The 12,786-nt window shown below is 62.6% G+C and carries 12 protein-coding genes; 4 read left to right on the top strand and 8 right to left on the bottom strand.

What is annotated here, in order from left to right:
* Positions 1-124 precede the first annotated feature (124 nt).
* Together NKJ32_RS09905 and NKJ32_RS09900 are read left to right on the top strand one after the other, a co-directional pair.
* Positions 125-385, top strand: a complete 261-nt coding sequence (locus NKJ32_RS09905) for a hypothetical protein (protein ID WP_352569131.1) — start codon at positions 125-127, stop codon at positions 383-385.
* Between the two features lie 3 nt (positions 386-388).
* Positions 389-649: a hypothetical protein gene (locus NKJ32_RS09900; protein ID WP_023677293.1), complete on the top strand. Its 261-nt coding sequence runs from the start codon at positions 389-391 to the stop codon at positions 647-649.
* Here NKJ32_RS09900 and NKJ32_RS09895 read toward each other — a convergent pair.
* The 7 genes from NKJ32_RS09895 to NKJ32_RS09865 all read right to left on the bottom strand — a co-directional run bounded on the left by NKJ32_RS09895 (position 646) and on the right by NKJ32_RS09865 (position 9,735).
* The gene (locus NKJ32_RS09895; protein ID WP_352569130.1) at positions 646-1,350 is read right to left on the bottom strand and encodes an SOS response-associated peptidase; all 705 of its coding nucleotides are present in this window, start codon (positions 1,348-1,350) and stop codon (positions 646-648) included. The genes NKJ32_RS09900 and NKJ32_RS09895 overlap by 4 nt on opposite strands.
* Before the next feature lie 113 nt (positions 1,351-1,463).
* Positions 1,464-1,679, bottom strand: a complete 216-nt coding sequence (locus NKJ32_RS09890) for a hypothetical protein (RefSeq protein ID WP_023677289.1) — start codon at positions 1,677-1,679, stop codon at positions 1,464-1,466.
* Between the two features lie 1,085 nt (positions 1,680-2,764).
* A complete protein-coding gene (locus NKJ32_RS09885) occupies positions 2,765-4,549 on the bottom strand; it encodes an ABC transporter ATP-binding protein (RefSeq protein WP_352569129.1) in 1,785 nt (594 codons plus the stop codon).
* Between the two features lie 9 nt (positions 4,550-4,558).
* On the bottom strand, positions 4,559-5,587 hold the full coding sequence (locus tag NKJ32_RS09880; protein ID WP_502896709.1) for a glycosyltransferase family 2 protein: 1,029 nt from the start codon (positions 5,585-5,587) through the stop codon (positions 4,559-4,561).
* A 6-nt stretch (positions 5,588-5,593) separates the two neighbouring features.
* Entirely contained in the window at positions 5,594-6,697 is a 1,104-nt protein-coding gene (locus NKJ32_RS09875; RefSeq protein ID WP_352755602.1) for a glycosyltransferase family 2 protein, read from the bottom strand.
* Positions 6,698-6,699: 2 nt separating this feature from the next.
* Positions 6,700-7,893, bottom strand: coding sequence for an acyltransferase family protein (locus NKJ32_RS09870; RefSeq protein WP_352621374.1), 1,194 nt, complete (start codon positions 7,891-7,893; stop codon positions 6,700-6,702).
* Positions 7,894-8,328: 435 nt separating this feature from the next.
* Complete coding sequence (locus NKJ32_RS09865; protein ID WP_352755604.1) at positions 8,329-9,735, bottom strand: MFS transporter; 1,407 nt, start codon at positions 9,733-9,735, stop codon at positions 8,329-8,331.
* A gap of 202 nt (positions 9,736-9,937) precedes the next feature.
* Between NKJ32_RS09865 and NKJ32_RS09860 the strand changes: the two genes are divergently transcribed.
* Entirely contained in the window at positions 9,938-10,840 is a 903-nt protein-coding gene (locus NKJ32_RS09860) for a sigma-70 family RNA polymerase sigma factor (protein ID WP_352690803.1), read from the top strand.
* Positions 10,841-10,937: 97 nt separating this feature from the next.
* On the opposite strand, the gene NKJ32_RS09855 is transcribed toward NKJ32_RS09860, so the two are convergent.
* Entirely contained in the window at positions 10,938-12,140 is a 1,203-nt protein-coding gene (locus NKJ32_RS09855) for an MFS transporter (protein ID WP_352569124.1), read from the bottom strand.
* Between the two features lie 217 nt (positions 12,141-12,357).
* Here NKJ32_RS09855 and NKJ32_RS09850 point away from each other — a divergent pair, with 217 nt between their 5' ends.
* Positions 12,358-12,786, top strand: a complete 429-nt coding sequence (locus tag NKJ32_RS09850; protein WP_352699487.1) for a VOC family protein — start codon at positions 12,358-12,360, stop codon at positions 12,784-12,786.

Below are 12,786 nucleotides of genomic sequence, written 5' to 3'. Positions count from 1 at the left end.
CAGCGTTCCTGTTGAAATTGAACAAAACGGGAACAAAAATGTCAAGAGCGAATTGACTCTGCGAGGAATGCCTTCCTATTTGTCAGTAGGCGGGGCGGTTGCTCACAAATCGAGGAGAGCCGCAATGGGCAGACGAAAAAGCCGGTTTGACAGGCTGTCGGCGAGGGATGCGGAGGCGATCATCAGGGACGCTTTGAGCCTGCGCAAGACGGTGCTGTCGTCGCAGCTGCATCTGAAGGCGCATGGCGAGCTGTTCTGGCAGCTTTGCGGGCTTCTCGAGAAATTGCACGGGGTGCTGGCCAGCGTCGCGGAGAAGGAGCCTGATTACCGGATGGCGGAGCTTGGCCTGCTTCCGCTGCCCGAGGATTACTCGACCCGGAAATGAGCCATGGCCGGGCCGATGGACAGCGTTGGGCGTGCCGCCAAGGCCAACATGCTGCTCATCGTGGAGTGCGGCCATTGCTACCATGTCGGACGGTTCAGGGCGAATGACGTGGCCCAGGTGGTGGGCTGGAACAAGCCGCTGGAAGCGATCAGGTTCAGGTGCAAGCGATGCAGCCGCAAGGACACGACGGTGAAGACGCAGTTCATCGACCAGGATCATCCGCCAAAGGGCTACATCTGGGTGCTGCAGAAGTTCAAGCGCTAAAATAATGAGCCTTGCACCGGCGCCTGTTGCGGAAACTTGATCTGCGTCGCCGGCTTGTCGACGATCACCAGCGCATCATCGGGCGCCGTGCGCTGCAGATGCCTTGCCTTGGACCATGGCGCCGTCAGCCAGGTCTCGGTTTCTTCCGGCGTGGCCAGGATCACCGGCATTGCCTTTTCGTGGATCGGCGCGACCAGCGCGTTGGGCTGGGTCGTCATGAAGCCATAGACCTGGTGATCGGCAGGGCGGTCCTTGACCTTGCGAAGGCCATGCCAGCGCGTCCACAGGCCGGCAAAGAAGAATAGCGGGCGGTCCTCGCCGAGTGCAAACCAGTAGTTGCGCTGAATGCCGGTCTCGGGGTCCTTGTCGCCGGGCGTCGGGCTGGGCTCGGCGAAGCTGGTGACGGGCACCACGCAGCGGTTCTCGATGCCGAGATATTGCTGCCAGTGGCCGTATTGCGGATTGCGGATATTAGTGGTGCCGTAGTCGGCCTTGCCCTTGACCCGCTCCAGTGGCGTCGGCATGCCCCACAGCAGATTGGCCAATTCGCGTTCGCCGTCCGGCGCGTTGCGCACCACCGGGCCGGGCTGGTTGGGATAGATGTCGATGGAGGGTTCGAGATTGCCGAGGATGTCGCGCAAGGCGCGGGTCCACTGGCGGATAGCCTCCTGGCTGGTCGTGATGTTGTAGAGATTGCACATTTTCAGGCCGTTCCCGGATGCTCAGGCATCTTGTTGGAAACGGCCTGGAATTTCCAGCGCTGTCCGTTGGGTTGCTGACACGGCAGGCCGTGTCAGCAATGGCTTTGTGAGACCTACCGCGCCGATTGTCTCATAGCTTGTGCGGCTACCGCCGCGAGAAAAGCCCTCGCCGCGGCATCGCAGGCCGCTCGAGACGGGCCTTTGGCGAAAAGAAGAAGCTCGGCGGCTCGAATGTTGAGCCCGTGCTTCCTTGCGAATGTGGCTAGATCGTAAGGCTTGTTGTCGTAAGGTTCGTCGTAGTCGATCGTCAGATCGTAGTTTTCTTTCATTTTCTTCCTCCCGTTAGCGATCTCCCCCCTCCTGTCGCTAACGCAAAATTAACGTCGATGGCGGCGGGCGAGTCCACCAATCAGAGATTGTGTAAAAAACGTACGAGCTCGCATGCTCGCCCTCGCAACGGGCCTGCGAGCAATCGCCGCCGACCGGACCGGTCGAAAGAGCCGATTATGATGGCAATGTTGGAAAGGCTGCCACGGCCTGGTGCTACGAGGTGTCCGCGACGCCTAGCGTGCCTAAATGGCCGGCATTTTCATCTTCCAGGCCCCGGTCCGCAGCCGGCCTCTTTGGGTCCGGCTAAAGGATAAATCCGGCTAATAACACCGTAAGGAGCAGCGACAGCGGAACGGCCGCAAGACACCAGATCTCCAACGTGTTGTTTTGCAGCGGGTCCATCATCAGCCTCACTTTTTGGTTTGTCATTGTGACACTAACGGTTGGTCGGAGGTAGCGGTTCCAAGCGACGCCGTTCATAGAGCGCTGCGTGTGCTGCATATTAGCAACAGCTTGACGACCGCTGAGCCCGTACCGCTTGGACAACTTCACTGGCGCCGGTGGATGCGTATTCCGCAGGAATGCAAGCGCCCCTCGGCATCAGTCGTGCGGGGATCGATCGCCGCCCATCATCAGCGCCGAGCCGGTCATGCCCCGGAACCCAATGGCTGCATCTATCTCCGGCCGAAGTTTCGCTACCACCGAGCCGATCCGATGTTCACTCCAGCCAGCGATGCGCGTTTACAGGGACCTAAGTCTGACCTGCCTGCGCAATGGTCTTGTGTACGGCCGGCGTCGGGAACAACTGCGCCCGTCTTCAGTTGATGGCGTCACCTCCTCGAGGAGACATCGGCGCAGAATCAGTCCCTTCATGCGCTGATTAGGGTCCGCCGCCATTGCTGGATTTGGCAGGCGGACCCTTGGTTCTGTACGCTCCAGATGAAAAGCGGGTAAGCTCGGGATCACTCATCATCCCAGAAATCCCGTAGAGACGTATGGCGGAGGTCTTCCTTGCCCCTGAGATGCTTGACCTGGCTTGACATCCGAGACGACCTCCCAGCGCGCGCACGCAGCGGGGTCGCCCTCAGCCTTCCAGCGCCTCGTGCTGGTAAAGCTCGTCCATGCTGAGCGTCGCAAGCGCGGCGAACGGCGCCTGCTTTTTCACGCGGCCGTGGCTCAGGATCACGACGTCGTCGCAGAACGAAATGGTGCTGCGATGATGGCTGATGACGATGGTGGTGCGGCGGCCGGCGCGCGACTTCAGCGTCTCGACGATTGCCGCCTCCGACAGGCCGTCCACCGCATTGGTGGCTTCGTCCAGGATGAGGATATCGGGATCGCGCACCAGCGCTCTGGCCAGCGCGATCCGCTGTCGCTGTCCCGCTGAAAGATTGACGCCGCGGTAGCCGACGACCGTCCGGTAGCCTTGCGGCAGTTGCTCGATGAAGTCATGGGCTTCGGCCAGCCTTGCGGCGCGCTCGGCGTCGTCGGCCGAGGCCGCGTCCTGGCCGTAGATGATGTTGTCGAAAATCGTGCCGTCGACCAGCTCCAGCTCCTGGCTGGCGAGCGCGATGTGCTTTCGCCATTGGCTGGGGTCGATGCGGTCCAGAGGCGATCCATCAACGAGGATCCTGCCGCTATCCGGTTCGACGAAGCGGCACAAAAGATTGACGATCGTAGTCTTGCCGGCGCCCGAGCGGCCGATCAGCGCGGTCGAGCGGCCGCTGCGGATGTCGAAGCTCGCCGCATGCAGCACCACCGCGCGCTGTTCCGAACCAGAATAGGTAAAGGTGACGTCCTCGAATTTGATGCCTTGGCTGAGCCCAGGGAACGCTGCGCTGCCTTGCGGCGGCGCGGGCTTGCCGGATGGGTCCAGCATCCACGTCACCTCTTCAAGCGATCCGCTCAGGCCCTGCAGCTGGCTCCAGGCCATTTGCAGCGACCGCATATAGGGCTGCAGCCTGTAGAGCAGGATGACGAAGGCGACGATCAGCGGGAAGGAAACATTGGCGAACCAGGCGCCGATCACCACCGCCAGGAACAGCATGGCGTGCAGAACCTCGGTCAGCGGCGGCAAAGCTCCCTGACGCGTCAAAAGCACGAACGCCGCCCGGCGCACCGCATCCGATGCCTGGTCGAATGCCGCCTTCTCGCGTTGCTCCTGGCCGAAGATGCGGATCAGCCGCCCGGCATGCACCAGATGCAGCATCTGCGATGCGAGCTGGCTGTTGCGGGAGGCGACGCTGCGGCTCGGCGCCTTCAGATTGGCCGACAGCACGGCGTGCGCGACCTGGACCAGCGCCAGGCCCAGCGTCACCAGCAGCGTCATCTGCCACGACAGGAGCAGCAGGAAGGTCAGGAGGATGATTGCGGCCGATGCGTTGACGATTGCCCCCAGCGTGATCTGGATGGCATCCGAGGCCCGCCAGGATTCGTTGGAGATGATGTTGAGCAGCCGTCCCGGGCTTTGCTGCAGGAAGAACGGATAGCCTACCCTAAGCAGCTGCTCCGACAGCGCGCTGCGGATCGAATGACTGGCCTTGCCATAGATGAAGGTGGTCAGCAGCGTATTGGCGTAGGCGAACAGGTTCTTCAGCACGATCGAGCCGAGGATGGCGACCGATATGACGATCAGCCGGTCGCGCTCGCTCAGGCTCGATCCGACATGCTGGAAGACGGCGGAGAAGCCGGCCATGCCGGTCTGCCCTTGCCCCATGATTAGTTTCAGCAACGGAATGATCAGGCCGATGCCGAAGCCTTCAAGCGCGGCGCTGAGCAGCCCGAGCACCACCACGGCAGGAAGCAGGCGCAACTGCTTTCTTCCGAGCGCGCGGCGCAGCATCGGCAGGCTGGGCGGCATCAATCGCATGGTGGCGGATCACCTCGCCTCGGCATTTGCCTGTTGCTCCTGTCGCATCTGCGCCGGCTGCGGCGATTTCGCCAGCAAAAGCACCGCGAATTTGGCTGCGCCGAGCAAATTCATGCCGACGATCGGCCAGTGCGACAGCTTGAGTTCACGGTCGAACAGAGGGCCTTTCACCAGTTCGCGCAAGGCCGCCCTCATCGACCAGTAGCAATGCCGAAGCAGCCACGGCGCGTGGCGGATATGTTTCAGGCAAAGCCCGCCATTGCCCATGCTGTAGTCGCGGTGCAGCTTTTCGATGGCCTTGCGGTCGCGCCGGCCGTGATGGTGATAGATAGTCATGTCGGGCACATATTCGACCGGAATCCCAAGCAGCACCGCCCGCACCAGATAGTCCGTATCCTCGGCGGAGCGCAGCGGGCCGCCGGCGCCGAACCGTTCGTCGAAACGGCCGATGCGGGCGGCAACATCGCGGTGCATCGTCATGTTGCAGCCAAGCACGAAGCCGCCGGGATGGACATCCGGCGTAAGCCGCGCGCGCACCGGCGACCGCTTGATGGTGAACGGCAGGTCGCGAGGATCGCCGATCTCGACGCGGCCACCGCGGATGACCCGTTCGCCGGCCGCATAGTGCCGCTGCAGATCGCGCAGATAATCCTTGTGGACAGCGCAATCATCGTCGACGAAGACCAGCACGCGTCCCCGCGCCCGCTCCAGCCCCGCGTTGCGCGCGGCCGCCAATCCGGGTCGCGGCTCGCAAATGGCCGTGAACGGGATGTCCGACAGTTCGGCGATGCTGGCCAGCCGTTTGGCTGTGCAGTCGGTCGAACCGTTGTCGACAACCACCAGTTCGGCAGAGAAGGCAGCGTAGGCGCGGCACGCGGCCTGGATCGACTTTATGCAAGGCTCGAGCACGTTGACGCGGTCGCGTGTGCAGACAATGAAGCTGACCTCCGGTGCCGGCCCGTGCTGCGGCCGGGGCGACATGGCCGCCGGCACCGTCGAGCGGCCGCGCTGCTGGAGCTGATGCGATTTGACGAACATGCGTTGCTAGCTCAACTCAAGGAAAGGCAAAACCGCCGCGGCCGGCACGGATTGCAGATACCGCGACAAGGCATCCACCTGCCTGGTGACCGACATCGAGGCGAGACTGAAGCGCGGCGCGAAGGCACCGGTGCGAAACACGTACTGCTCGCGCCGCCGGATGAGTTTCCATTTCGCCGTCCGCGTCAGGAATTCGTGCATCAGCAGCGGCTGTCTTTCCCCCGATATCAGCTGATAGAGGAAATAGAACAGGTTCAGCGTGCCAGCCTGGTAGCTCGGCCTCGTCTCGGCCGGCAGCGCGGCAATCCTTTCTTCAAGCGAAAGGATCCATTCGGCGGCACGGCGAACCGTGTCCATCGACAGGACTTCACCGATGCCGCGGAGGTCCTGCGTCTCTTGTACGAGCCCTTCGCGCTCAAGGTTCTCGGCGACGATCTTCAAATGCGTCCTGCGCATTTCGCGCTTGTGCCTGTTGGTCACGCTGTCGTCATGGATACGATAGGCGATCAGGCTTTCGGGGCTCATGGCCGCCGGGTAGCGGTCGGTCAGCCGCCTGAACAGGTCGAAATCCTCGGCATGCTTGTAGCTGGTATCGTAATATAGAACATCTTCTTCTATGACATTCCTGTTGTATACCACGGTGGAATGCATGAAGATCGTGAAGAACATCGACAATATACGCAGCGGATTGTCCTGGAATATCGGATCGGGCGAACCCCTGACGACGCGGTTGCCGAGCAAGGTATCGAAACCCGCGCCGCATAGAGCGAGGTCAGGCTGCTGGTTGAACAGCGCGACCTGCCGCGACAGGCGCTGGGGATAGGCGATGTCGTCGGCGTCCATCCTGGCGACCAGATCGCCGCGCGCCACGGCCAGGCCTTCGTTCAAAGTTGCGATCAGGCCGCGGTTTTCGCGTGAGATGATCGAGATGCGGCTGTCGGCCTGGCGGTATTTCTGCAGGATCTGCAGCGAGTTGTCGGTCGAGCCGTCATCGATGGCGATGACCTCCAGACGCTCGTAATCCTGCCGCAGGATGCTGCCCAGCGCAGCGGCGAGATAAGGTCCGGCATTGTAGATCGGCAGCACGACGGACACCAAGGGAGCAGCCATGATCAGCTCCGATCGGTTCGCTGCAGCTTGCGGGGGAAGCGTGATGCGCCATCGAGCGGCCTGCCCGGATATGCTCCCGCCGCGAGCCATCCGGCATTGCCCACGTCGATGCCTGCCGGGATGGCGCCGCGGCCCTTTCGAGCAACATAGGGGAAGTGGCGTTTGAGGCTGTTGAGCGGCTTCTCGAAAAGCAGCCACGAGACCGAGGCCAGCATGAGCGTCGCAGTTCCCGCGACCAGGAACCGTCCCGGCCCTTGTTCCGAGACGTTGAGCGGGATCCACGGCTGCGATTTGACGACCAGCGCCAGCACTATCGGATGGTAGAGATAGACGCCGTAGCTGATGCGGCCAAGGCCAAGCAGCGGCGGCAGTTCGAGAAGTTTTCCGATATAGCCGCCAACCCCTGTCGAACAGCTTGCAACGATGACCACCAGCGGTACGAGAGGCAGTATCTGCAACAGCAGCCAGAGGCCCCATTCCTGCACCGGATTTGCCGGCGCCGGCGCAAACCACTGCAGAACGAAAAACGCCACAGCGAGCCCCGGCCAGCCATTTCGAAGCCATTGCGGCAAGCCGGCTGTTCTTGACCGGTAGGCGGCAAGCAGCGCGCCTGACGCCAATGCGTCCATCGACGCCGGCGGCAGCAGGTCGCGTGCCAAACCCGGCGTTCCAGCGATCGGCCAATAAAACCGATAGGCCAGCGACAGCACGATAACGCCGATGCAGATCGATTCCAGGCGCCGGCGCGGCGCCAGCAGGACGATCAGCGGCCAGACGATATAGAACTGCTCCTCGATGCTCAGGCTCCAGAAATGGCAGAGCAGCCAGGGCGTCCATTCATTCTGCGCCGCGTACCAGAAATTCGACAGATAGAACGCATGCCAGACCAGTGATCCTCTAGACTGCTCCAGGTCCACCAGCCAGACGAAACCCAGCACGGCGAAATAGGGCGGGAATATCCGCAGCGCCCGCCTGATATAGAAGGATCTCAGCGCCGGTCCGGTTTCGAATTCGGCGGTCGAGCGGGCTTCGAGCAGCAGGCGGGTGATCAGAAAGCCGCTCAGCACGAAGAACAGACGCACGCCGATATGGCCCCAGAACGAGGACCCTCCAGCCGCGAAGAAATGGGAGTACAGCACCATCGTCACGGCGATGGCCCTCAGCGCGTCCAATTGGGTGTCGCGCGCATTTCCCATTAGCGGCGTACGCCGGCGGGACGGCGAAACTGCCAATCGGTCAACATGGCGGCGTCGTTCACGGCGCATTTCCAATCGGAAGCGCCCCCCTTGCGCAGAATAGGGCCATCATTGTGCAACGCAACACAAAAAGTTGACACATTTGAAACAGGAACGTGAGGCGCGGCTAATAAAAGCCAAAAAACCGCAGGAAACAGCCTGAATTATCCATTCTTGACGATTTTCTCGCACTCCCTTGGCCCGCCGATATCGGCGGCAGGGTGCTGCGATGCAGCATGTTCGCCGCCATCACGGGCGCGCAAGATCTGGATCTGGACACAGATGCCCCCCACAGGACCGGCCGGCAACCGACGCTCGGCGACCTTTTTGCTGCGCTGGCGCGGCTGCTGTTAACGCGACAACAGTGGGAGCAAGCGCAAGCTTCCCGCCTCCGAGTTACGCCTCCTTGCTGGCATTCGCGAGCACCACTGCGCGACGCTCCGGGAGCCCCAATCCGACGAGCGCGCCGGCGAGCGAGAGCAGAGCGGAGACGTCGATTGCCGAGGTGAAGCCATCGCTGAACGCGTCGGTGGACGAGAAGCTTCCAGTGCCGGCGAACACCGCACCGGCGATCGCGATCCCGGATACGCCGCCGAGGAAGCGGAATGTGTTGAACGTGCCGGCAGCCTTGCCGACCTCCGGCCGGGCGACCGCATTGAGAACCGCGTTCTGCGCGGCAGGCATTGCCATCGACACGCCGGCACCGGTAATGATCAGTGGGGCGACTAGCTGGACGTAGGGCAGATCAGGTGCGGCGATCTGCGCCAGCCAGGCCATTCCAGCCGCTTGCAGGATCAGTCCGGCCACGACAAGCCAGCGCTCGCCGACGCGGTTGATCAGGCTGCCGGAGATCGGTGCGACCACGAAAAGCGTCGCGGTCCAAGGCAGCAATCCCATGCCGGCGCCGAGCGGCTCACGGCTCTGGGCAAACTGCAGAAACTGCGGCAACAGGAACACGAGGCCATACATGGCGGCGCAAAGCAGGAAGTTCGCCCCTACGCCCGAGGAGAATACGCGCGCCCGAAAGAACCGCAAAGGCAGCATGGGCTCACGGGTACGCAGCTGCCAAAGGACGAACGCGATGGCGAAAAGCAGCCCGGCCGTCAGCGCCGTCAGCACTTCAGAGCTGCTCCAGCCCACAATGTTGCCGCGCATCAGACCCCAGACCACTCCAAATGCCGCCGCGGTTACCAGGACGACGCCGAGGACATCGATTGCCGTGCCCGGCCCGTGACTCTCCGGAATCCGACGCAGCACCAGCGGAATGAGAACGATACCGACCGGGACATTGAGCCAGAAGATCCAGTGCCAGGAGAGCCCTTCGGAAATCGCACCGCCCGCCATCGGGCCGATGATCAGGGCCAGGCCGGTGATGCTGCTGAAGATACCCAGCGCCTTGCCTCGCTCCTCCGGGGGAAAAGCGACGCTCAGCAGCGCCATGGCCAGCGGCATGACCATTGCGGCACCTGCGCCCTGGATCGCACGGGCCGCAATCAGCAATCCGGCATTGCCGGCGAGCGCGCAGGCAACCGACGCTGCGACGAACAACGCCAATCCGGCAACGAGCGTACGGCGGCGGCCGAACCGGTCACCGAGCGCAGCCCCGGTCATGAGCAGGACGGCAAAACTCAAATTATAGGCGTTCATCGTCCATTGCAGCGTCTCCAGCGAGGCATCGAGCTCGACCCGCATCGTGCTCAATGCCGTCGCCACAACCATCGCATCGAGAACGACCATCAAGGAGCCTATCGACGTGAGGGCGAGAACCCAGACCTTCGTTGATCCCGCACTTTGCTTGCTCATGACTATGGCGCCTCCGGCTTGAACAAAGGGCCCGCCAGGTTACGGGCCCGTGATCCAGAGACGCGTAGGAACCATCAAAGGATTCCAGCTAGAGAAAGTTTTTTCGACCGAATCCTTTTGCCATCGTCGAGCGTCTATAAGACGCTGCGCCTGATGACGGGCGCCCTGCCTGGGAGATACGCATGAAATTGATCCTTGTGCGATGACCGGATCCGCAACCGGCACCCCAGAAGGACGGGAGCCATTTGACCGGCTGCTCGGCGAATTGCGGCCGAAACTGCACCGCTATTGTGCCCGCATGACCGGTTCGGTGATCGATGCCGAGGATGTCGTCCAGGAAGCTACGGTCAAGGCGCTCGAGGCGTTCCCCGGGACCGGGCCGATAGCCAATGTCGAGGGCTGGCTGTTTCGCATCGCGCACAATGCCGCGCTCGACCACCTACGCCGTCGTGCCAGGTTGGATGCCGCGCATGTCGTTGAGGATATCGATATGATCCCTGACCCCGGTATGTCGGCCGAGGGTCGACACACTGCAGCCGCAAGCCTGCAGACTTTCATGCGCCTGCCCGCGGCGCAGCGTAGCAGCGTCATCCTCATGGATGTGCTCGGCTATACGATCGAAGAGATCGGCAACATTATCGACAGCAGCGTTCCGGCGGTGAAAGCCGCACTGCATCGCGGCCGTTTGCGCCTGCGCGAAGTCTCCGGCGAGCCTGACGATCGGCCTGTGCCGGTGTTGGCCGAGCCCGAGCGGGCGCGTCTGGCAGCCTACGTGGAGCGGTTCAACGCCCGCGACTTCGATGCGATCCGCGACATGCTGGCCGAGGACGTCCGGCTTGACCTCGTCAACCGGCTCCGGGCGAGCGGCCGCACGAAAGTGGGCCGGTACTTCCATAATTACGCGGGTATCCACGATTGGCGGCTGCTTCCAGGCCTGGTGGATCGGCAGCCAGCCATTCTTGTGATCGATCCGGACGACTCGGCCGGAGGGCTAAAATACTTTATCCTGCTGGAATGGGCCGGCGACAGATTGGCGAGAATTCGCGATTTCCGCTATGCGCGCTACACGCTTGACGGCGCCGAGGTGGTGCCTCTGCGGGCATAGCAATTCGCGTTTCATAATGCCGAACAAACACTGCCAGCTATTTTTGGATCGCGGCCGCTTGCCATCCAAGCGGCCGCCCTTTTCCGCCGATCCTGCTTTAAGCCGGTTGCAACTCCCTGCGCGGCAGCGGCGGGAAGGCGATCGCAATCGCCATCGCGCCAAGCCCGACAAGGGCCGAGCCGATGAACAGCCAGGAATAGCTGGCATAGGCATCGAACACCATGCCGCCGGCGAGCGGGCCGAAAGCCATGCCGAGGCTGGACAGCATGGTTACTGCACCGAACACCGTACCGAGGATGCGCTGGCCGAAATATTCCCGCGCCAGCACCGCATAGAGCGGCATGACGCCGCCATAGGTGGCGCCGAAGATGACGGCGAGCGTGTAGAATTGACCAAGCTCGCTGACCGCAAGATAGGCTGCGATGACCACGGCCTGTATGGCCAGCCCGGTGATCAGCACCGGCTTGACGCCCAGCCGATCGGCAAGCACGCCGTAAAGCAGCCGGCCACCCAGCCCTGCCAGGCCCTCGATGCTGTAGATGCTGACCGCCGCCATCGGCGCTATGCCGCACAGCATCGCATAGCTCACCATGTGGAAGATCGGCCCGGAATGCGCCGCGCAGCAGGCAAAGAAGGTCAGTCCCAACACGATGAATTGCGGCGAGCGCAGCGCCTGCGGAACCGTCATGCCGGCACCCTCGGCGGCAACGCTTGGGGTAGCGCTGTCGGCAGCGGGTTGGGGCGGCTGGCGCACCAGAAGCGCGGCCGGCAGTAGCAGCACCCACGCGGTTATGCCGATGTCGAACATCGCGGTGCGCCAGTCGTAGGCCGAAATCAGCCAGCGGGCGAACGGCGAGATGGTCATTGGCGCCACGCCCATGCCGGCCGAGACCAGCGAGACGGCAAGGCTGCGGTTCGTATCGAACCAGGCGGAGGTCAGCGCGATCATCGGCGCGAAGAAGGCACTTGCCGCGAGGCCGACGAGCACGCCGTAGGCCAACTGGAAAACGAGCAGCGAACCGGTGCGGCTGGCGAGGACCAGCGCCAGGCCGAGCAGCACGGCGCCGGTCATGACGACGATGCGGGCGCCGAAGCGGTCGTAAATGGCGCCCCAGGCGAAGCCGCCGAGACCCATTACCAGGAAGTTCAGCGTCATCGCGCTCGATATGCCGGCGCGCGACCATTGTGTGTCGAGCGCCATCGGTTCGAGGAAGATCGCCAGCGAGAACATCGCCCCGAGGGCGACACAGGTCATCAGCGCGCCAGCCGCGACGATAACCCAACGATAGGGAAGGCTCATTTCACTTTTCTCCCATGCCGGAAGCGTTGATACGGCACGACCTTTTTCGAGCTCCGCCGAGCCGCTTGCGTACGAAGGACGTTGGACATGTCTTGAATCCGACAATCCGGTTGCATTTTTTATCCAGTCGGCGTGATGGCGCCATTCCACGGCTTTCTGGATTGACCGCGCACCATTCGAAGCTAGATTTCCAACCGGCGATCAGGAGCTGTCAAGCATGGCAAATCAGGAACTTCATCGCGGCCGTCTCATCGACCACCTCCAGTTGGTGGTCAGGGATCTCAAGGCCAGCCGTCGTTTCTACGAGGCGGTTCTCAACGTGCTCGGCATACCGATCGGAGGCGCCGGCAATGATTATTTCTGGGCCGACGAGCTGTTCATTTCCAGCCCCGACAGCCCGGCGGCCCTGGGAAAGCTGACCGGGCGCCACCACCTGGCCTTCCAGGCAAAGGACCGCGCCATGGTCGACGCATTCTACAGGGCCGGCCTCGACGGCGGCGGCACCGACAATGGCGCGCCCGGCGAACGATCCTACCATCCCGGCTATTACGCCGCCTTCCTGCTCGACCCCGACGGCAACAACATCGAGGCCGTCCACCACGGCGCGGCCAACCGCAGCGCCGATTCAGTGAAGATCACGTTCTAG

The organism is Mesorhizobium sp. M0159 (assembly GCF_040322295.1).
Taxonomy (GTDB): Bacteria; Pseudomonadota; Alphaproteobacteria; order Rhizobiales; family Rhizobiaceae; genus Mesorhizobium.
This window is presented reverse-complemented; position numbering and strand designations above follow the sequence as displayed.

What these genes read in the sequence shown, in the direction of transcription:
- NKJ32_RS09905 (WP_352569131.1), top strand. Translation starts at nt 125, where the DNA reads ATGGGCAGACGAAAAAGCCGGTTTGACAGGCTGTCGGCGAGGGATGCG.
- NKJ32_RS09900 (WP_023677293.1), top strand. Translation starts at nt 389, where the DNA reads ATGGCCGGGCCGATGGACAGCGTTGGGCGTGCCGCCAAGGCCAACATG.
- NKJ32_RS09895 (WP_352569130.1), bottom strand. Translation starts at nt 1,350, where the DNA reads ATGTGCAATCTCTACAACATCACGACCAGCCAGGAGGCTATCCGCCAG.
- NKJ32_RS09890 (WP_023677289.1), bottom strand. Translation starts at nt 1,679, where the DNA reads ATGAAAGAAAACTACGATCTGACGATCGACTACGACGAACCTTACGAC.
- NKJ32_RS09885 (WP_352569129.1), bottom strand. Translation starts at nt 4,549, where the DNA reads ATGCGATTGATGCCGCCCAGCCTGCCGATGCTGCGCCGCGCGCTCGGA.
- NKJ32_RS09880 (WP_502896709.1), bottom strand. Translation starts at nt 5,587, where the DNA reads ATGTTCGTCAAATCGCATCAGCTCCAGCAGCGCGGCCGCTCGACGGTG.
- NKJ32_RS09875 (WP_352755602.1), bottom strand. Translation starts at nt 6,697, where the DNA reads ATGGCTGCTCCCTTGGTGTCCGTCGTGCTGCCGATCTACAATGCCGGA.
- NKJ32_RS09870 (WP_352621374.1), bottom strand. Translation starts at nt 7,893, where the DNA reads ATGGGAAATGCGCGCGACACCCAATTGGACGCGCTGAGGGCCATCGCC.
- NKJ32_RS09865 (WP_352755604.1), bottom strand. Translation starts at nt 9,735, where the DNA reads ATGAGCAAGCAAAGTGCGGGATCAACGAAGGTCTGGGTTCTCGCCCTC.
- NKJ32_RS09860 (WP_352690803.1), top strand. Translation starts at nt 9,938, where the DNA reads ATGACCGGATCCGCAACCGGCACCCCAGAAGGACGGGAGCCATTTGAC.
- NKJ32_RS09855 (WP_352569124.1), bottom strand. Translation starts at nt 12,140, where the DNA reads ATGAGCCTTCCCTATCGTTGGGTTATCGTCGCGGCTGGCGCGCTGATG.
- NKJ32_RS09850 (WP_352699487.1), top strand. Translation starts at nt 12,358, where the DNA reads ATGGCAAATCAGGAACTTCATCGCGGCCGTCTCATCGACCACCTCCAG.